The following is a 20180-nucleotide window of genomic DNA, read 5'->3' as shown; positions in this document are numbered from 1 at the left end:
CCCTCATTCATGGAAATACTGGTAGAAAGCCTGTGCACACTCTTTCTGACAAAGAAAAAGAAGCTGTCCTTGCTATCCACTCTTTCCCAGAGTATTCGCAGGCCAACTTCCTTCACTTTCAAAAAATTCTCAAAGACAAGTATGACATTACTATATCATATTCCTCTCTTCTTAGTATACTAAAAATGCTGGCATTCAAAGCCCTCAGAAGAAAAAAAATAAAAATCGCCCCCATTGGGGGCAAGCGTAAGGCCTATGTCGGGAAACTCATTCAGGTGGATGCAGCTCCTTTTGAATGGTTTGGCAACGGCCAGAAATTCGCTCCTCATAGAAGAGCCTATTTAAAAAGTGGCATTTTCAAAAGTTATTGACAAGGTTTTTGTGAAGATATATCAATATGTTATACGTCTCCTATCACCTTCACATAATACTCCCTGTTCCTGGGTCCATCGAACTCCAGAAAGTAGATTCCCTGGGAACCGCCAACCAGCAATTTTCCCTTATGGATAATGAACATCCTTTCTATTCCCAGCAGTGCTGACTTAACATGGCCCGCAGCATCCTGCGGACTATCATGCTGATGATGAAAGTCAATTCTGGTGGGAATCAGCCTGCATATTTCCTCCTGCACCCCGCTCTTACTCACAGTCTCCTTTATACTATCTGTAATATCGTAAATATCATTATACACTGTGCTTATCTCAAATTTTCTTAACAAAGCCATGTAATCCACTCCTTACACATATGGTGCACATATTGTCCAGCCTATTCATAAATCCCTGCAGAAGAGGCCCGTAGAGTACCGCAGTAAGAATAGTTGCAATGCCAATAGGTCCGCCGAACAAAAATGCCAGCGTGCACAGTCCGATCTCAACAGACGTTTTCGTCACTCTAATACTAAGATGGAGCCTGTCTTTTATTGCAAAAATAAAATCATCCAATGCACTTTTGGCAAACCCGCTTTTAAAATATATGGCTGTTCCCAGAGGGCCTAAAAGAATTCCTGCTCCGTACATCAAGATACGGATCCCCATACTGTCTGGTTCGTAAAAGTGTTGAAAAAACCGTGCCCACAGATCAAAGAATACGCCGAAGATAAATGAGGACACCAACCCTCCCGCCAATGGTTTTCTTCCGGATAAGACTGCTGCTGTACACATCATGAGAAAGGCGGTGGCCGCCACCCATGTTCCCGGGGTAAGCCCCGCGCTCTCAGACAGTCCCACACAGAGAGCATCCAGTGCGTCTGCCCCCAAGCCTGCCTCCACAAACAGCCGCTGTCCCAATGTGAGGATAATCATTCCTCCCAAATAAAGAGCGCCCTTTCTTAAAAACAACATTATATCTCTCCCTCTATTACCTGATTATGATCTCACTTTCTCTCACGCAGCGGCCTCCCTTGCTGAACTCCCAGGGTCCTTCGCCGTCTCTCCCGTAAGTTTCTCCTGTTATAGCTGACAGATACCCTGCCATGAGACACAGAGGAGCAAAATGCGTGACAGGCATATGAATGGGATATACCGGGGCGTGTACCTGGATATAGGCAGCCCTTACGCTGTCAAAATCCTCGGGGCCCCCGTCGGTTATTATTGCCAGCGGACGCCCCAGCTTTTGCGCATACCTTACCATTTCTTTCGTTCTGCTCACGGCCGGATTAGCCGTATTGCACACTACCACAGTTCCTATCTTATCTGCCTCCCTGGCGAAGAAATTCAGGTGATGCCAGTCCTCCGCATTGCAGTGCATGACGAACTTTCCCACCGCCTCCAAAATCTTGGCATGTCCGAACCAGGCTGCTGCATAGTCAAATCCGGCCCCCACATATTCATAACAAGGACAGTCCTTCCACTGACGGGCAACCTCCAGGCAGATTCCGTCCATTTGGGGAAGCAGTTCTCTTAACAAATCAGACTGGTTTCTGATATCCTTCCGGTAGCGATCCCCCATTTCAGAAGTATAGTTTCTTCTCAGCTCTCCTAAGCGGACAGCCAGAAGATTCAGCGCCAGGATACTCACAAGATAGCTCCTGGTTCCCGGTGCGTTTTCAAAAGTCGGGATCTGCGAACAGAGGATTTTTTCACTGTGTCTTCCCAGCTCTGAGTGCCGGTTTCCTGTGATTCCCAAGGTCATAGATCCATGCATACCGGCCCGCTGCACTGCCTCAGAGACCCTGGCCACATTTCCGGAATTACTGACAGCAATCACCAGGGGATTCCCCTTATCCTGGCCGAACTGTTCCTTGCAGTAATATCTGGCCAGATCAAGGGCCGGGACTGCCTCTGTGGGAATTCCGGTCAGCGTCTCAAAGGTATACTTCTCCGCCATACATGCGGCATAGGAGTCCCCGCAACCGGTGAGGATGATTTTCTGAATACACAGCGCTTCCTCCCGAGTCCACAGGTCCGCAATTTTAGGAATTAAGTCACTGACCTGCTGCTCTATTAAATCCGGCAGGCTGAATACCTGCCGTCTCATTGGATTATCATATCCTTCCATTCATACCTCCTACTTATTTGCAGTGAATGTTACACCATAGTTCATACAATGGCGGAATCTGTGCTCTCATCTCTGGTTCCAGCAGGCTCCAGATAACCCCTTTTGTGGGTTTGGGATACTCATTCCTGGTTTTTATCACCCTGGTAGGAGTGACAATATAATCAATAGCCGTGTCAAACTCCCTCACAGCCACGTCCGCGTCCATGATCTGGCAGTCGTGGCCTGCAGCTACCACCGGAGTTTCCGTATCCACAATTCCCATGGTGTACAGCATCGCCCACTCCAGATCAAAATACCCGTGGCCTTTTCCAAACCGTACGCCTCCGGGGGTAATGGCGGAAGCCCCTGACACCAGCACGTCAATTCTTCCCACAGACGCTTTTAATTGCTTTAGGGTCTGATGCTTCCAATATCTTCCCACCCCGTCCAGCAAAGAGGCCAGTTCTTCCTTCCCTTCCGGAACCGCATCAGGTGTTACCAGAAAAAAGCCTCTGGTAATCCCGTAATTCGTCATTACCAGTGTTTTTTTGTCTCTGATCACCTGTTCCCTGAGGCGTTCCAGGTTATTGTCCGGTGTGACAAAAATCACCTTTGCGTTCTGATACAGCTCTGTCTGGCAAAACCGCCGGGCGCCCTCGCCGCTGCCTTCATAATCGGTAATAAATTCCCCGAACTCCCAGCTGAAACGGGAGTCGGGCCTGGCCACTTTTCTCAGTTCTTCCCAGATAAGCGGCCTTGCTTCTGTTGCATCTATTTTTTTCATTTGCTTTCTTCCTTCATACTCATAGCTTAGTTAATCTTGCGCCAGTCCGGGATGCCAGTATGGTTTTCCCTTTTTTTCTTCGTCCATCCGCTTCAGTATGGCGCAGCCTTCCAGGGCAATATCCACGGCCACGTTGTGTCCGGCCCCGGCACTGAACTTTCTTCCAGTACATATGTTATCCGCCACGGAACAAACAGAGCCTCCCCGGCGCTGAAATAAGGCTGAAAGAGTAATAATGGCGGAAGACTCCCTGTCTCCGTTCAGACAGCCAGCCCGGTTATAGCTCCCTGCCTTTTCTATGTTTTCCGGCTGAAGATATCCGCCCACTCCTGGACGTCCTCCGCCTACATAGTCACTGTCACTGGACACGGTCACCCCCACATGATAGGGATGGCCAATCTTCTCTGCAGCTTCCACCATAGCACAGACCACCTCATAATGGCTGGCCGCCGGATATCCGGCATCAATATAGGCTCTTGTCATTCCCTCTGCCCGTACCGCTCCGCTGGAAATCACCACATCCCCAGGATTCACCTCATCCCCAAAGCCTCCGGAGCCCCCTACTCTTAGAAAGGTATGAGCATCCGTATGTTCCATATAGTCATATAAAATCATTTCCATCTCAGGAGCGCCGCTGCCTCCGCTCACCACAGTAATAGAGGCTCCTTTGTAATATCCGCTGTAGGACAGATACATTCCGGACTGACCTATCATACGGGCATTATTCAGTTTTCCGGCAATGACTTTAGCCGGATCCTGGTCATAAGAGCACAGGGCATCCCTGACACAGATTAGGACAAACTCTCCCACCTGGGAGGTATCTATCTGGGTCAACGCCGGCTTTCCCTGGATATAAAATCCCTTTTCCGGGATGTTTTTGTCATATTCATACTGTGTATGGATCTGTCTGATTGACTCTTTTGCCCTGATTTTATCGCTTAATTTCCCCAATCTTTTACTCCTCCATCATCTGTCTTCTCAGCCTCTCAGCATTTCTGCGAAGCCCGTCATCTATGTTTTCCGGGACAGCATACTGGGTAATGCAGGATGCGGCGGATATACTGCCAAGGATACCGCATTCCTTTGGTCCAAGTCCCTCACAATAACCATAAAGTACTCCGGCGGAGGAACTGTTGCCTCCTCCTGTGGAATCTATTACTGCAAGGTTTTGTACCCCGGGAACATCCTGAATCTCCCGGGAAGTTATCATATAAGCCCCTTTGGAACCTCTCCGGTAGTAGACGAGAGGCACTCCCATAGACCGGAGCCGTTCCACCGCTTCTGCCTCCTCACACCCAAACAACCTTTTTGCCTCCGCTGCATTAATGGAAAAAACATCAATCCCTTCTGCGATACTCCTGACAGCATTCGCATACTGGGGGCAGGCATAATCCCCGTTCAGCTCCCACAGGATACGGAACCCATACTGTTTCTTTAAGTCCAGAATTTCGTTCCAATAGCCTGAATCCGTGCCCTTAAATATATATACCCCTTTGGCATCCCTGCAGTGAGGCTCTATCTCGCGGGGAACCGCCTCCATCCATTGATAATGTTCCGCGCCGTAAAGAGGCGTTTCTGTTCGCTCCCCATTCTCCTGATACTGCAGAATTGATATCGGGCTGTATTCTGACTTTATGGTAATTCCCTCCGTAGAAAGCTGGTTCTTCTCAAACCAGCTTTTATGCCTGTCATACAAATCCTGCCCGGTCCCGGTTACTAATATCACCTGATCCGTCCACAGTTTGGCCCCGCATAGGGCGTAAATGCCCGCTCCCCCCAGCAGCTTTCCCATATAAGTTCCGTCGGCCAGGGTCATATCATCCATCACTGCAGTTGATACTACTACGTATTCCATGCCAATTAACCCTTACACGCCTTTAACCGTGAGGCCTTCCGCCACAATAGCACCCTCATCCACCATGAACCCTGCTGCTCCGTTTGCAAAGGTATCGTCTGTGCAGGCAACTTTCTGTTCTCCGTCGATAAACATGGTCAGCCGGTTTCCCTTTACCTCCAGTTTTACTTCATGTGTCATATCATCTGTGGTGGGAAACGCAGTGGCAGCCAGAGATATCACATCACGGTCAAAGCGTTTTATGATCTCCGCCTTGTTGTCCCGGAAGACAGCTGCATAGTATCTTCTGTGGCCTTTGGATCTTGCCACAACCCCCGCACAGTTGCCATGTACAAACTGAAGCTTTGTCTCTATGGAATAATCATCCCAGTCCGTAGTTCCTATAGTCATTACTCCGTTTTCTTCCGGATGGGACAGGGAAATGGTAGCCAGATAGTCCGGACCATAGTGTTTTACCGACGTCATAAACGCGGACAGCCACTGTGTACGTGTCACAAAGGGGCTGATACCCGGTGTCAGTTCATTGGCCTTTCCCATATGGAAGAGTTCCGGAGACCCTTTCCAGTCCAGGCTTTTTATTACAACAGATCCATTCAGCATATGGTCACTGTTCAGCCGGATTCCCAGGCGGTAGATGGACCGGCCTGTGGTATCCGGCACCTTCCAGGCAATTTCATTTAGACCTGGTTCCAGCCTTATCGTATCCCCTTCTATGGTGCTGATTCTGTCATTCTGATCGTAGTAATCAATAAATAATTTCAAATCAGGATTTTCCACCTCAAAGCATTTCACCGTCATGTGCACGGTCTGGCCGGAATAAATGGAGGGACTTGCGTATACTTCGAAATAAGAAGTCCCGGCTTTTGCCTTTGGCGCAGGATCCACAAAGGTTGCCACTGACGCGGAGGCCTTTGCCCCTCTGCCCAGATTCTTATATGTAATCTGAAGTCCGGCCTCACCCTTTTCTTCCCATGCATTCTTTACTTCCGTGGCTGCCTGTACATGGATGGGTTCCGGATGAAGCATAAAGCCCTGGGTAGATCCCCTGTATTCAAATGCAAATCTATTTTCCGGAAGTTCTGCAGCTTCCCCTGCCAGGGCAGATGCTGCTTTAATAATCTTTCTGCTCTCCTGCACTGCGTCGGAGATACAGGACCCCCCGTCGGAGCTTACCACCAGCATCCTGTCAGCCACGGGGCCTCTAAGGTCAACGCCGTGATTGATAGCATCCAGACCCAGACGGATCCCGTTTAAGCATCCTACATTTCCTGCATTGCAGTCCGTATCCCAACCCGCGCTTGTAGCGATGGAAATGCTCTCCTGGAAATCATCCCCCGCCATTTTCAATGCCATGATCACTGCCAGATGATTGGGTACCATGGGGCAGTTTCCGGGATACAGATGGTATCCGTGATTCTCCTGGATCCAGTCACGTACCTGCCTCCAGTCCGATGCCCGGCTGCACTGTTCCACCACATCATCCACAAGCTTCAGGAGTTTTTTGCCATATTCCCCCTGTACGTATTTTCTGGCACTGCGTAGCAATTCATCTACGTCTTTGATATCAAAAGCCAGGGCTTCAATGGCTGCCAGATACACGGCCGCCTCCACTGCAATCCCTGCGTGACTTACAATGGCTGCCTCTCTTGCCATTTTTGCAGCGCGTTCAGGATTTCCCGGATTACTCATGGCCCAGGTGTCAATAAAAATCTGTGATCCGATGGCTTCCGCAATAGATTGTCCATTATATTCAAAAGAGCCGCTGTAAGGAGGTTTTACTCCCTGTTTTAATCTTAGATAGGCAGAGTGCTCTGTAGATCTTGCCAGGCCGCCCCACCAGAGTATGGTTTTGTCTTCTATAATATAATTCAGCCAAGTCTGTCCAATCTGATCCGCCGTCACGTCTTTCGGATAGCCGTTGTCCTCAAGGGCACGGTAAAATACAAAAGTGCCGGATATATCGTCATCTGGAACAATTAGAGGGAAACCATTGTGCTCAGCCACATAATTCTCTATTTTACCGAATTCATTTACAATGTTTTCATAGGACCAACCTTCCACTGGCCTCCCCATATATACTCCTATGATTTTTCCTAACACTCCTGCATAGATTTGTTCGCTGTATGTCTTGCTAATCATCACTAACCTCCAATATTATTTTTATTATCCTTTTACCGATCCGCCGGTCATACCTTCAATAAAATATTTCTGCAGCAGAAGGAATACAATAACCACCGGAACAATCATAATTACTGCTCCCGACATGATAATACTCATATCTCTGGAGAATGTTCCATTTAAATTTAAAAACTTAATGGTTGCCGTAAAATTTGTCTCCCCCTGGAGCAAAGTGGAACTTAACAGATATTCATTCCAGGAATTCAGTGCTACAATTACGGCTACTGTTATCAGTCCCGGCGAGACGATGGGCAGCATCACCTTAGTAAATACCTGAAAGGTTCCTGCCCCGTCAATACGCGCTGCTTCTTCCAGATCCCTTGGTATTTTCAGGAAGAAGGTACGCATAAGGAAGATAGGCAGGGGAAGATTCCATGCCGCAATTACCACTCCTGCGGCAAATGGATTCCCCATGAGTCCTAATTTGACAAACGTGGAGTACAAAGGCAGTAAAAACAGCTGCATGGGAACCGTTGTCACCAGCATGAAGTAGATCAGAATCATGCCCCACATCTTAATTTTCTTTCCCGCAATGACATATCCGCATCCTGCGGATGCAAGTACTCCAACCACAACGGCGGTTCCGGAAAGCTTGATACTATTAGCAAATCCTTCCCCAAACTTGCCCAGCTCCCAAGCCTGCTGGTAATTGTAAAAAGAGAATTCTTTCGGCCAGGCCAGTGGATTCGCTACAATCTCCGCGTGCGTCTTAAAACTATTCACCAATACCAGAAGCACCGGTGTAAGGGCAATGACTGATAGAACTGCCAGAATAACTACGATAATAACTTTATGAATGACCTGCTTCCTTTTCATTATTCAGCCACATCCTTTCTGCTTATCCAAACATAGCAAAATGCTGCAACACTTCCGAAAATCCCCATCACTACAGATACAGCGGCGCTGCGCCCGAACTTAAAGGCAGAAAATGCCGTACTGTAGGCAAAGGTGCTCAGCAATTCCGTGGCATGGGCAGGTCCCCCTCCTGTCAGAAGATATACATAATCAAAAGAAAGGAATGAATAGATCACAATCATAACAAACATCAACTTTACGGTAGGCATAATGTTTGGCAGATATATATAACGATAGATCTGCCATGCATTTCCCCCTTCTACCCGTGCCGACTCAATCTGGTCTATTGGTGTCTGCCGCAGAGCCGCCAGATAAATCACGGTCAAAAAACCCCAGTAATGCCATATATCTACTCCAACTACACCGTAGAGCGCGGAAGACATATTACCTAACGGTGATGAAATATCCAGCCCCAGGTCCTTCAAGTATCCAATCACCCCTGCATTAGGGGAAAACATGATATTCAGCCAAATTACTGCATTGGTAGAAGGTGCCAGAATATAGGGAATCAGATAAAAGGTCTGAAACATATTTTTGGTCTTCTTCATGTTGATCAACAGGACTGCCGCAACCATCCCTATGGTTACCGGGACGATGAGAAAAATAAGCGTCCATCTAAAATTATTCTTCAAAGATGTCATGAAAATTGGATCGCCCAGAATATCTTTGAAGTTCTGCAGTCCTATCCATTTCATCTCTCCCATGCCGTTCCATTCCGTGAATGAAGCATAAATGGTGGTAACTGCCGGAATCAAAACCACAGACAGGCTTAAAAGTATAGCGGGTGCGGCAAGTAAGTAATAACCTGTTTTTCTTTCTCTTTTACTCTTTCTATCGCTCATCCCTTATTACTCCTATTTACTTTGCTCTGGCAGGCTCTGCCAACGGGCTTACCAAATTCTTCTCCAACTCAGCGGGGAACACGGCATCCACAGAGTCAAGGAACTCTTCGGGTGTCATAACTCCCTGCCAAACCATGTCAATATCTCTCCATTTTTCCTGAGTCTCCGGAGGCATAAACGTGGTTGGATGGAAGCTGAACTGTCCGTTATCAATAGCTGTACAGGCTTCTTTTACTGCGCCGATAAATTCACCGCCCAATCCTTCAATTGAGCTTTCATCTACTGTGATCTCCTTGAGAGGTGTTGCCCAGTATCCCGGCCATCCTTTTGTCATTTCTACCAGGAAATCTTCTGTCAGCATAGTGTCTAAAATTTTGGCACATTCGTCCGCATACGGTGTGTTGGCGCTGATGCTGAAATTACAGGGGGTAGCCACATCATACACCGGTGAAGGCTGATCAGACTGCAGGGATGGAAATGGGACAAATCCAAGATCATCTTCTAAGTCTCCGGTAAAGAACTGTCCTGCAAACTGGAAATACAAGGTAGGCGCAAGGACAAAGGGAGATTTTTTCTCTGAAAGCATCTGCATACATTCTTGAGAATCCAGATCCGTGTAGTCCGAGCCTCCCAGATATCCTTTTTCGTACCACTCTTTCGACAGCTCAACGGCTCCTGCCATTTCGGGATTGTTAAAAGGAGTCTTGCCGCTGAGACAGTCATACATTACAGACGGATACGTAAAATGGCTGACCATAAGAGAACTGAAATTATCGTTGCAGGGCTTCCATCCTTTATTTCCGGCCAGAGAGCCATATAAACCATCTTTTATTGCCTCGTCCATAATGGCTGTCAACTCATCTACCGTGGAGGGTACCTCCCAGCCTTTCTCTTCGAATAAAGCTTTATTATAAAAAATCCCTCCCACAGAGATAGAATTAGGAATGGAATACAGACTTCCGTCTACCGTACATGCATCATACAGAATTCCCAGCATTCTGTCCTTCCAGCCGTACTGCTCTGCATATTTATCCAGACTGATTACCTTTCCCTCCTGGACATAAGTGGATACATACGAGGGACCGGAAGCATATACTATATCCGGACCGGAATCAGCCGCCAAAGCAACTGGAATATCTTTGTCCACGGTATTTCTGAATTCCAGAGTAAGCCAGTATTCCTCCTGAGACTCGTTGTAACTGTCCACCAATACCTTCTGCATGTGTTCCTGATAAGGGGTGGCACAACCCCAGAACCACATAGTAATCTGTTTTCTGTCTCCCTCTGCCGATGCCGATTTACCAGACTTCTCTTTTTCTGAGCTGCCGCACCCGGCCATTCCTACTGCCATACACAATGCTAATACCAAAGATAATACTCTTCTCTTCATATCAGATCCTCCACTTCTTATTCAGCCACCTGCCACTTAGGTGCTAAGTTGATCAAATCTTCTGCTACCGGCGTCATATCTATATGATTTACTTTATTAACCGTTTCTCTCCATACCAGCGGTACGGCATCCACGCCGTTCATTGCTCCCGCCATTGCCCCTGCCATTGCGGCATTCGTATCACAGTCCCCCCCGATATTGACGGCATACTCGATGGTATTCTTAGGATCTCCTTTTCCCAGGACAAATAGTCCTATGGTCTGTGGAATGGAATCCGCACAGAGATCGCCTCCGCCAAAGTAGCTGTAAATGGCATCCATTCCCTCTTGAGGGGATTTTGCCTTAAATGCCAGGTCTGCCGCACAGTCAATCCGCTTGCCGATGGACGGTGCCGGAATATCATTTCCAAATATTTCCCCTGCTGCTGCTGCCTTTATAGTCTCTTCCACCACTTTACCGACATCGGTCTCACCTTTCATACAAACTGCAATCCCCCATGCGACTGCGGCTCCCGAGGACACTGCTACTTTCGTGTTATGTGTCACAAGGCATGTCTGATATACATCTCTGACAATCTCCTCAATAGAGCTGTCCCGCAGCCCGTGGATGATTCCCAGAGGGCTGATTCGCATGGCAGAACCATTGGTATTGCCGTATTTCCCGGATTCCCCGATAGGGCAGCCTTCCCGTATCGCTTTCAGTGCCCGCTCCGTGCTTGGTCCGAAGGGACTTGCGTATTTATCTTTCACTCGCTCAGCCCATTTTTCCAATTCCTTAGCAATGTCTTCCGGAACTACTTTGCGGTACCGGAGAAAGGAATGGGTCAGGGCAAGAGCCTGCTCCGTATCATCTGTATATTCCCCTGCCAGAAGTCCGTCATGGTAAATATGTCCCTTCTCCGGAGGGTAAAAAGTATCAATCCATCCATATAATTCCCTGATGCGGTTAGGTGTCAAAAAAGATGACGGTACACCCAGGGCATCTCCGGTTGCTGTTCCGTAAAGGCATCCCAAAGTTCTGTCCATTTTGCTGATTTTCATGTTTTATCCTCTCTTACCTTTTATTTTTTGTGCTGTCTCAGGGTATGTCTGCTCCAGCCTTTCGATTAACTGTGCAAATTCGGGCAAATTCGTCTGCCCACCTATGGTCTCCAATACAAAACTGGCATTGGCCGCCCCTACATAACCTGCCAGTACCGGTTCCATCCCCCACACTGCTAACGCTGATACAACCCCGCTGGTGTAGGCATCCCCGGCGCCGGTAAAATCTATGATTTGATTCCCGGTTACCACAGGCACCTGGGTCATCCGGCCCTTCTCGTAAACTTTACTTCCCTTCTCCCCGTTAGTAATAAACAGCAGTCCCCCGTCTACATAAGCGGCCAATTGTTCTTCCCTGCAAAATCCCAGATGTCTCATCAGATAGTCAGCCTCATGCTGATTAATAATTACCGCCTTCACATCCGGCAGATAGGGAATCAGTTCCCGGGAGCATATACCGGTTACAATACAGGATTTTTTCTCTTCGATTCCACGTTTCAGATACTCTTCCGTATATCCATTCAACACGGGGGCTATCACTACCCATTCTCCTAATCTAGCTTTTGCATCTGCCTTCCCGCACCGGGCCGCTCCTGCATAACCAAGACAGATAGTTTTCCCATCCTTCTGCATGTACATGTGCGCATATCCTGACCGGCAGTTCTCTACTTTTGTTACGTTTTCACAATTCAGTCCCTTATCTTTCCAATAATTTTCCAGGCCGCTGTCTTTATAGTCATAGCCCACCGGATAGAACAATTCCGGTGTTGTCCGAGTCAGATTTTTAATTCCCACCGCAATATTCGGTGCACACCCGCCCCACACCGGCTCCGGATGTTCTCTTATAATCTCTACAATATCTCCTGGTCCAGGCAGTTTATTTACTTCATATATGTAATCACATACTGCTGCTGCTCCAATTACTGAAATCCTCTCCTTTTCCAGAATATCTCCTCCTTCCATTTTTCTACATCTTGTCTGCTTGTTATGTTGTATTAACTTTAACACAAGTTGTGCAGTATGTCAACTATCAACTTTTAAATTATTTTTTCTTGTGCAATTTTTCTTTTTATAAATAAATTTGACATTTAGGAAGAAAGTATGTAGAATCAATATATAATCTTGTCTGCTTGTAATAACTATATAACAATAAAGGAGGGAACAATATGGGACAGACATTAGACCGCAATTCCCCCATTCCCGCATACTATCAGATAGAACTTGATTTAAAAGAACGCATTACGAAAAAAGAATGGGATATTAATGACCGGCTGCCCAGTGAAGCAGAGTTATCTGCCCAGTACGATGTAAGCCGCGTTACCATAAGACAGGCATTAGCAGAGCTGGAGAAGGATGGAATTATCAAGAAGCAGAGAGGGAAGGGTGCTTTTGTCAGCGCCAATCCCCAAGCATTTATACACGATTTAGATTATAGTATTATTTCAGGCGAAAAATTGAACCACCAAGGGTTTGAAATGCATGCTAAAGTTTTAGAGCTGCAGCTGTTCACAGCCCCCCGAAGTGAAGTATATGAAAACCTGGAGATTTCTCAGGACTCCCCGGTAGTTTATATTAAAAGGCTTTTTCAGCTGGACGAACGGCCTATAGCAATCTGTGACTCATGGCTTCCTGCCTGCCTGACGCCAGAGCTGCAGGAGCGGGGACTTATAGATGGAAAACTGTCCAAAACATTAAGTACTTATTATCAGCTTGTGCCTGAAAGGATAACAGACTATCTGGAAGTCCTCAGACCTACCAGCAAACAAGCTCTGCTGTTAAATACAACATCTGAATCTCTATTAATCCTACTGAAAGGTATCTCCTATATGAAGGATGGCACCCCTCTGGAATATTCAAATACTTATTGGCTGGGCGATGTAATGCGATTCAAATTTCAGCTCCATGCAACAGAAAACGGGTTTGAAATCGATAATTAAGCATGAAGAACCACCGGTATAAAACCGGTGGTTCTTCATGCTTAATTGCCGATGACTGCTCAATATGTCGCCTTTAACCTGTCATTTGTTCAACTCTTATTACCATGTCATCTGCCACATTAAGAAAGGTAAAATCACATGTATGCATATTTTATTTAGTCTTTACACTTTCTTAAATCTTCCATCACAAAATCAACACATTTTTCTTTTATAGTGATAATCAAATAAAGGCCAGCTGCCTTTTTCATATAGATTTCTTTTCATATACGCCGGTACCTCATTCGTACCGGCCCTCCTTTTTTAGGCCTGTATATAGTATAACTTTTTTCTTACTGCTTGACAACTATTCCCGCTTTCGTTACCATAAACTTAGTTTACCGTCATGCCGCTTACCGGCTGCATGATTATCCTGAAAGGAGGAGTTTAAAATGATACAGCATTCCAGAGAAGCAGAAGAAGCCGCTGTAATACATGTTGCCCGTAAGATGTGTGCTGCTGCCAGGACCGCCCCCAAGACAAAGGGAGAGGACTATCTGGCCGCCTGCATTCTGACCGGAAAGGAAAAAGAAGAACTGGCAAACCAAATGGAGGAGTTGTCCCCAAAACTGTCCTACGGCTTTTTCATGAGAGACGCGGCAAATGTACGTGACAGTTTTGCGGTAGTATTGCTGGGCATTAAGAACCAAGCCCGTAAAATGAACGAAGGCTGCCGCTACTGCGGGTTTGAAAACTGCAGCGCCTGTATGGAAGCAGGAGGAATGTGCGCGTTCGGCCCTATGGATCTGGGCATTGCCATAGGCTCCGCAGTCAGTGTTGCTGCTGATGCCAGAATTGACAACCGGGTAATGTTTTCAGCCGGCAGAGCGGCTAAGGAGCTTGGAATTCTCGGAGAGGATGTAACAGACGTTATCGGCATCCCCCTTTCAGCCAGAGGAAAATCTCCATATTATGACAGAAAGAGATAAAAGGAGGATCAGCTATGTCTATAGAAAAAGTACGGAATCATCTGAAACAATACGGCTTGGATTCTAGAATTATGGAATTTGATACCTCATCCGCAACCGTAGAGCTTGCGGCACAGGCTGTGGGATGTGAACCTGCGCGGATCGGCAAAACTATGTCTTTTAAAGCAGAGGACAAGCCCATCTTAATTCTCACCGCCGGAGATGCCAAGATTGACAATGTCAAATATAAAAATCAGTTTCACGTAAAAGCAAAGATGCTGGCGGCACAGGAAGTAGAGCCTCTTATCGGTCACGGGATCGGAGGCGTCTGCCCCTTTGGAATTAATGAGGGAGTTGATGTCTATCTGGATGTCTCTCTGAAACGATTTCCCTCAGTATTTCCCGGTGCAGGGAATGACAGCAGCGCGGTTGAACTGACCATGGAGGATCTGGAGCTGTGCGCAGGAAGCAAAGGATGGATAGACGTGTGTAAGGGCTGGGAATAATCCCCAGCCCTTATTTATCTGTGAACAGCACCACGCAATACTTCGGTAATCGTTCCCTTTACAGCCAGCACTGGGTATCCTCCAGGTGTCTGGTAAACAATCTGCCGGCGTCCTCCGGCTTCTTGGCCTGATGGTATTTAAACAGCATCTCATCCTCTGCCGCCATACCAAGGATCTCTATTTTGCCGGCTTCATGGGAGAGGACATAGCGGAAGTTTTTCCCCATTCCGTTCTGCATACCCTTAGCCTCCTCTACAATCTGAAAGCCCTGCTTTAAAGGAACCTGGAACTGGTTCTTCACACCGCTGACCGGACGGCACTGAAATACATAGTATGGGAGTACTCCCGCTGCTGTTAGTCTTTTCAGCAGCATCCCCAGTACCTTTGGAGAGTCGTTAATTCCTTTTAAAAGTACGGCCTGATTTCGAACGGGAATTCCCACATGCAGTAAAGCCTGAACGGCTGCCTTGGATTCTCTGGTAATTTCATAGGGATGATTGAAATGAGTGATTACATAGATTTGCTTTTTGCTGCTGTATCTCTGCAAAATATCCAACAATTCTTTGTCTTCTGTTATCCGCATGGGCAGCACTACGGGGGTTCTTGTCCCAAACCGGATAAAATCAATATGCTCCATTCTGCTTAAGCGCTCCAGATACTTTTCAATTACCTCGTTGCTGTTGAGGAAGGCATCCCCTCCGGATATAAGTACATTGCTGATTTCAGTGTGTCCTTCTATGTATTCCATAATCTTATCGAAATACTTCGCAATCTCTTTGTCAGATAATCCAACCAGCCGCTTTCTGAAACAATGACGGCAGTACATGGCACACCTGTTTGTGGATAGTATCATGGCACTCTGTTTATATTTGTGCTGCATTCCTTCCACCACTGTATTATCTGCCTCTCCGCTGGTATCAAAGCTTCCGTCCAAATCTGTCTCCAGGATAGAGGGAATGCACATTTTTCTTATGGGATCATTTTCGTCTTCCCAATGAATCAGTGATAGATAGTACTGGGTAATGGACATAGGGAATTGTTCCAGTATCTGCTTTAGCTTTTCCGTCTCCTTATCGTTAAGTTGCAATACGCCTTTGAGTTGCTCTGCTGTAGTAAGATTGTTTTGTAAATTTTCTGCCCAGTTCATGCTAACACCTTCTTTCATAGTTGTAACGTCTGATACTAAAACAGCATTTCATGGGTATCCTGACGTCCGTTATTATTGACAAAAATGCTGTATATGAACTTTATTATAGCAGAAAACGACTGTTTTGAGAACACCTTTCATATTCCTCCGCCAGCATACTGCACAATGTCCTGGAAGAAAAGGCAATGTCTTCAAATCTGTGCACCGGCATGATCCCCAGAAGAGAATTCGTTACCATCATCTCATCGTACTCTCCCGCCTCACAGGGATAAACGATTTTTTCCTCCACCGGGAACTTTTGCATCACAAACTTTCGGACAATGCCGTCCAGCAGGCCGCAGGAAAGGGGCGGTGTGTACAGTCTTCCATTTTTTCCAAAAAACAGATTGGTTGTTGCCCCCTCTGCAAGCTGCCCTTTTGTATTTAGGAAGACCGGTTCATCTATTCCTCTGCGGCGGGCAGCCCTTTTTTCCAGAATATTCTCCCCGCAGTTCAGTGATTTCAAGTAGGTAAAAGGGGAAGTCTCATTCCTGGCCGTAGATGCCAGATCCAGTAAAAATCCTTTTTCATACTGTTCTTTGGTATAGGGGTTTTCCCGGAAGCTCAGCGTAACATTGTCCTGGGAAACAGTTATCTTTAAGGCCCCTTTTTCTATGCCTTCTCGCCGGACAGTTTCCAGAAGATACGCTGTTGAAAGCTTCTCTCCTCCCCCTGGATGGGGAATGTGAAGGGCCTCCATCCCCTTTCTCAGTCTTTTCATATGCTCCTCAAAGAAAACCACCCTCCCCTGCTCGATTCCGATCGTCTCAAAGACACCGATTCCAAAAAAGTACCCGTCGTCCGCTTTTATCTCATTCATATACTGCCTCCAAGATTGCTTTTGCTTTTTGTAAAGTTTCCTCATATTCAAATTCCACATCAGATTCGTAAGTAATTCCGCCCCCCACTCCCAGATGGTATCTCCCATTCTCATAGACAGCTGTGCGGATAACAATATTCAGGTCACAGTCTCCGGAAAAGGACAGGTACCCGATGCTCCCCGTGTAGAGGCCTCTGCGGTCATGTTCCAGTTCATCAATAATCTCCATTGCCCTTATCTTGGGAGCGCCTGTAATAGAACCTCCGGGGAAAACTGCAGGTATCACATCCATTCCGTCCATCCCCTTTTTCAGTCTCCCCTGTACGGCTGAAACCAGCTGAAATACAGTAGCGTATTCCTCCACCTGAAAAAGTTCCGTCACTTCCACACTCCCTGGCTCACAGATCCGGTTCAGATCATTCCGTTCCAAATCCACAATCATCAGCAGCTCACTCTTATCCTTGTCAGAATTTTCCAGTTCCAGACGCAGCGCTTCATCCTCACCGGGAGTCTCCCCTCTTTTTCTGGTTCCCTTGATGGGACGGGTCTCTATAATACCGTTTCTTATTTTAAAGAAACGTTCCACAGATGCGCTCACGATTTGGAAGTCTCCATAATTCATATAGCTGCCGAACGGGGACGGATTATGCCGCCGAAGATAGGAAAAAACTTCATATGGACTCTTTTTGCTTTCAATCGTCAGCTGCTGTGTCATATTGGCCACATAGATGTGCCCTTCCTCCATATATTTCATCATGTTTTCTATTGCCTGTTTATACTCGTCTTTCGTAAAGTTTGGCTGAAATTCCGCCAGCTCTGTCTGCCTCTGACAGTTCCTCCCGCAAGAAGCCTTCTCTATCTCTTTTTCCACTTTATCCAGAACTTCCTCCGGCATTCCGGTCTCCCCTCTTGCGGTCAGAAAGAGGGTTTTCTTCTCCAGATCTCCTATAATATATACATCGTAAAAACAGAACATTGCCTCCGGCATATGAATTTTCTTCTCATGCCGGGAAGGTATCCCCTCAAACTTTCTTCCATAATCATAGCTGAGATACCCCACTGCACCGGATACCATGGGAAGCCCGGTGGGGTTTGCCTCCTTATTTTCCTTCAGATATTTGTTCAGAAGAGATTCCAGGCTTTCCTCCGTCCTGCTGTTATTGCAGTAGCAGATACCGTCTTCCTCTCTGAGACATACATAAGGGTATAGTCCTATCATGGAGTACCTTCCCAGCCTGTTCTCAAGGGATGAGTCCAAAAAAACGGCCATAGGCTCTTCCCTGAATCTGCGGAAAATATCTTCTGGTTCCCGGTAAAAGGATAATCTTCTAATTACTGTACCCATGCTCTGCCCTCCAATGCCCCGCACACTTTAAAAAATTATGCAGAAGCTCATGTCCATAATCTGTCAGTACTGCTTCCGGATGAAACTGCACGCTATAAACCGGCATATTTCTGTGGTGCATACCCATAATCTCTCCGTCTTTGGACCAGGCATCAGCCTCCATACAGCCGGGAAGCGTATGTCTGTCTACCACCAGAGAGTGATACCGGGTTACCTGAAAGGCTTCCGGCAGCCCTTCAAAGAGTCCCTTTCCGTTATGCACGAGCCCTGTAACCTTTCCATGCATGGGCCGCACCCCCTTTTTAATCTGACCTCCGAATTCCCGCCCTATGATCTGGTGTCCCAGACAGACCCCAAGGATAGGTATCCTCCCCGCCAGCCTCTTCACCATCTCTCCCACACCTTCGCACTCGGAGGGACTTTTGGGACCCGGAGATATGATAATTCCTTCCAGTCCGCCGGATGCGGCCTCTCTCTCCGCCTTCACGGGATCTATACTGTCATTTCTGACAATCTCCAGTTCAACCCCCAGTTCTTTAAAATATGCCGCCAGATTATGGACAAATGAATCATAATTGTCAATCATCAAATACATCGTTAACTCCTTTCCCTTCTTATCCAAAGCTTCAGGCAACCTTTCAGGAATACAAAAAGCCGGATACAGAGAGATGCAGTTGACCTGTATCTCTCTGTATCCGGCAGTTTTCTGGTACAATCATTCAAGTACCCAGACACACCTGAATTGCATTCAATATATCACAAATTATCTCCTTTGTCTATTAAAAACCGCTTTTTTCCCCTCTCTTCCCTATATTTTTTGGGAGTCATCCCCACGATTTCCCGGAAGACCTTCGTAAAATAGCTCTGCCCTTCAAACCCGCACAGGCTGGCAATCTCTACAATACTCAGATTCTCCTCCAAGAGAAGGAGCTTACTCTTTTCTACCCGTACTTCATTAATATACTGCGGAATAGTGCTGCCTGTCTCCTTCTTAAATATGGTACCCAGGTAAGACTTGTTCACGTATGTAAGGGCAGCTAATTCATCCACGGTTATCTTCCTTCTGTAATTATCCTTTATATATTCAACTGCTTTGTACACTACATCCGCATGTTTTACATTATCAAAGTTAAAAGTATAGGCAATGAGCTGCTGCATCAGGTTAGTGGTCCATATGCTGAGTTCCTCAATGCTCTCAAATTCGTGAATATGGTTTACAAACATCTGAATCATTGCATCCGTCTCATTCATGTCTGCCCCCGCATCCACCGCTGCCCTGGAGATAACTACCACCAGCTCAGACAGCCTGGGTTTTATTGCCTTCAGGTTATGACAATTAGAGACATAGATATAGGCAAGAATCTGATTGAGAAGCACCTGAGCTTCCTCCACTGCCTTGCTTCTTACTGCGATCCGCAGTTTTCGTTCCAGAGCAATGGGATAAGTATAATATTCTGTATCTTCTGTTTTTTTGAGCTTCTCCGCATATATAGCATTAAGCAGATGTTCCTGCTTGTAAAAATACCTGCCTGCTTTCCCGTGAGTAACCCCTGAAATAAACCCGGTAACGGCGCTCATAATCTCGCCCATACTCTGTATCTTCTCCGGTGCAAAACAGGGACTCTCAGATACAATTTTTTGAAGGACTGGATCGTATATTTCCTGAAAATTATCCTCCGGGTTACCCATGCACAGAGGGCCGGCCGCGATCCCCCCCGCCAGCTCACCGGTCTCGTCAGACAGCGGTGCTGTTATTAATATAAGTCCCAAGGGGCAGAGGGATATATAGATGCCGTCCCAGCGATAGGCTTCCTCGCAGCCTTTCCGATAGGCGTTCATCCCCCAGCATCCAAAATGATTGCACTGTTCGCAGGCTTTGCATATCTCTCCTGGTTCCCACTTATTCTCACCTTGCTCCTGGTCCCCCTGATTTACCGGTACACACTCCACACCAAATATTTCCGCAAGATGTCTGCTGTATTTTATTACCTGTTCCCACATATGTCCCGACATTCCACTTCTC

At 46.8% G+C, this 20180-nt stretch carries 21 protein-coding genes; 4 read left to right on the top strand and 17 right to left on the bottom strand.

Annotated features, from left to right (window positions below):
- Positions 1-32 precede the first annotated feature (32 nt).
- Positions 33-371 carry a hypothetical protein gene (locus BUA56_RS05605; RefSeq protein WP_072849724.1) on the top strand — a complete coding sequence of 113 codons (339 nt, stop codon included), beginning with the start codon at positions 33-35 and terminating at the stop codon, positions 369-371.
- Positions 372-400: 29 nt separating this feature from the next.
- Here the strand turns inward: BUA56_RS05605 and BUA56_RS05600 are convergent, their stop codons facing one another.
- Genes BUA56_RS05600 through BUA56_RS05545 form a run of 12 tightly spaced genes read right to left on the bottom strand, consistent with a single transcriptional unit; the run spans position 401 to position 12382 of the window.
- Positions 401-724, bottom strand: coding sequence for a YjbQ family protein (locus BUA56_RS05600; RefSeq protein WP_341443379.1), 324 nt, complete (start codon positions 722-724; stop codon positions 401-403).
- Positions 702-1340 carry a YczE/YyaS/YitT family protein gene (locus tag BUA56_RS05595; protein ID WP_072849722.1) on the bottom strand — a complete coding sequence of 213 codons (639 nt, stop codon included), beginning with the start codon at positions 1338-1340 and terminating at the stop codon, positions 702-704. The genes BUA56_RS05600 and BUA56_RS05595 overlap by 23 nt, the downstream gene beginning before the upstream one ends.
- Before the next feature lie 16 nt (positions 1341-1356).
- On the bottom strand, positions 1357-2496 hold the full coding sequence (locus BUA56_RS05590) for an SIS domain-containing protein (RefSeq protein ID WP_072849720.1): 1140 nt from the start codon (positions 2494-2496) through the stop codon (positions 1357-1359).
- 13 nt (positions 2497-2509) lie between these two features.
- Positions 2510-3259: a 5-formyltetrahydrofolate cyclo-ligase gene (locus BUA56_RS05585; protein ID WP_072849718.1), complete on the bottom strand. Its 750-nt coding sequence runs from the start codon at positions 3257-3259 to the stop codon at positions 2510-2512.
- Positions 3260-3289: 30 nt separating this feature from the next.
- Positions 3290-4210: a nucleoside phosphorylase gene (locus tag BUA56_RS05580; protein ID WP_072849716.1), complete on the bottom strand. Its 921-nt coding sequence runs from the start codon at positions 4208-4210 to the stop codon at positions 3290-3292.
- 4 nt (positions 4211-4214) lie between these two features.
- Entirely contained in the window at positions 4215-5114 is a 900-nt protein-coding gene (locus BUA56_RS05575) for a carbohydrate kinase family protein (RefSeq protein ID WP_072849714.1), read from the bottom strand.
- A 12-nt stretch (positions 5115-5126) separates the two neighbouring features.
- Positions 5127-7253, bottom strand: coding sequence for an ADP-ribosylglycohydrolase family protein (locus BUA56_RS05570; protein WP_072849712.1), 2127 nt, complete (start codon positions 7251-7253; stop codon positions 5127-5129).
- 24 nt (positions 7254-7277) lie between these two features.
- Complete coding sequence (locus BUA56_RS05565) at positions 7278-8108, bottom strand: carbohydrate ABC transporter permease (protein ID WP_072849710.1); 831 nt, start codon at positions 8106-8108, stop codon at positions 7278-7280.
- Positions 8108-8989: a carbohydrate ABC transporter permease gene (locus BUA56_RS05560; protein WP_072849708.1), complete on the bottom strand. Its 882-nt coding sequence runs from the start codon at positions 8987-8989 to the stop codon at positions 8108-8110. The genes BUA56_RS05565 and BUA56_RS05560 overlap by 1 nt, the downstream gene beginning before the upstream one ends.
- 16 nt (positions 8990-9005) lie before the next feature.
- The gene (locus tag BUA56_RS05555) at positions 9006-10379 is read right to left on the bottom strand and encodes an ABC transporter substrate-binding protein (RefSeq protein WP_072849706.1); all 1374 of its coding nucleotides are present in this window, start codon (positions 10377-10379) and stop codon (positions 9006-9008) included.
- Between the two features lie 17 nt (positions 10380-10396).
- Positions 10397-11419 (bottom strand): ADP-ribosylglycohydrolase family protein, encoded by a 1023-nt coding sequence (locus BUA56_RS05550; RefSeq protein ID WP_072849704.1) that lies wholly within the window; start codon positions 11417-11419, stop codon positions 10397-10399.
- A 3-nt stretch (positions 11420-11422) separates the two neighbouring features.
- Positions 11423-12382: a PfkB family carbohydrate kinase gene (locus tag BUA56_RS05545; RefSeq protein WP_072849702.1), complete on the bottom strand. Its 960-nt coding sequence runs from the start codon at positions 12380-12382 to the stop codon at positions 11423-11425.
- A 203-nt stretch (positions 12383-12585) separates the two neighbouring features.
- On the opposite strand from BUA56_RS05545, the gene BUA56_RS05540 reads away from it, so the two are divergent.
- From BUA56_RS05540 to BUA56_RS05530, 3 genes are all read left to right on the top strand, one after another.
- Positions 12586-13356: a GntR family transcriptional regulator gene (locus BUA56_RS05540; protein WP_072849700.1), complete on the top strand. Its 771-nt coding sequence runs from the start codon at positions 12586-12588 to the stop codon at positions 13354-13356.
- 428 nt (positions 13357-13784) lie between these two features.
- Positions 13785-14321, top strand: a complete 537-nt coding sequence (locus BUA56_RS05535) for a ferredoxin domain-containing protein (protein WP_072849699.1) — start codon at positions 13785-13787, stop codon at positions 14319-14321.
- Between the two features lie 14 nt (positions 14322-14335).
- A complete protein-coding gene (locus tag BUA56_RS05530) occupies positions 14336-14806 on the top strand; it encodes a YbaK/EbsC family protein (protein ID WP_072849697.1) in 471 nt (156 codons plus the stop codon).
- Between the two features lie 58 nt (positions 14807-14864).
- Here the strand turns inward: BUA56_RS05530 and BUA56_RS05525 are convergent, their stop codons facing one another.
- The 5 genes from BUA56_RS05525 to BUA56_RS05505 all read right to left on the bottom strand — a co-directional run bounded on the left by BUA56_RS05525 (position 14865) and on the right by BUA56_RS05505 (position 20170).
- The gene (locus BUA56_RS05525; protein WP_341443377.1) at positions 14865-15971 is read right to left on the bottom strand and encodes a KamA family radical SAM protein; all 1107 of its coding nucleotides are present in this window, start codon (positions 15969-15971) and stop codon (positions 14865-14867) included.
- A gap of 85 nt (positions 15972-16056) precedes the next feature.
- On the bottom strand, positions 16057-16812 hold the full coding sequence (locus BUA56_RS05520) for an aminotransferase class IV (RefSeq protein ID WP_072849693.1): 756 nt from the start codon (positions 16810-16812) through the stop codon (positions 16057-16059).
- Positions 16805-18157 (bottom strand): aminodeoxychorismate synthase component I, encoded by a 1353-nt coding sequence (gene pabB / locus BUA56_RS05515; RefSeq protein ID WP_072849691.1) that lies wholly within the window; start codon positions 18155-18157, stop codon positions 16805-16807. The genes BUA56_RS05520 and pabB overlap by 8 nt, the downstream gene beginning before the upstream one ends.
- On the bottom strand, positions 18141-18752 hold the full coding sequence (locus tag BUA56_RS05510) for an anthranilate synthase component II (protein WP_072849790.1): 612 nt from the start codon (positions 18750-18752) through the stop codon (positions 18141-18143). Before BUA56_RS05510 ends, pabB begins: the two co-directional genes overlap by 17 nt.
- Positions 18753-18913: 161 nt before the next feature.
- Positions 18914-20170: a helix-turn-helix domain-containing protein gene (locus tag BUA56_RS05505; protein WP_072849689.1), complete on the bottom strand. Its 1257-nt coding sequence runs from the start codon at positions 20168-20170 to the stop codon at positions 18914-18916.
- Between the last annotated feature and the right edge of the window lie 10 nt (positions 20171-20180).

It is taken from the genome of Lactonifactor longoviformis DSM 17459 (genome assembly GCF_900129135.1).
GTDB lineage: Bacteria > Bacillota > Clostridia > Lachnospirales > Lachnospiraceae > Lactonifactor > Lactonifactor longoviformis.
Note: the sequence above shows the minus strand (reverse complement) of the source record. Positions and strands in the feature narration are given on the sequence as shown.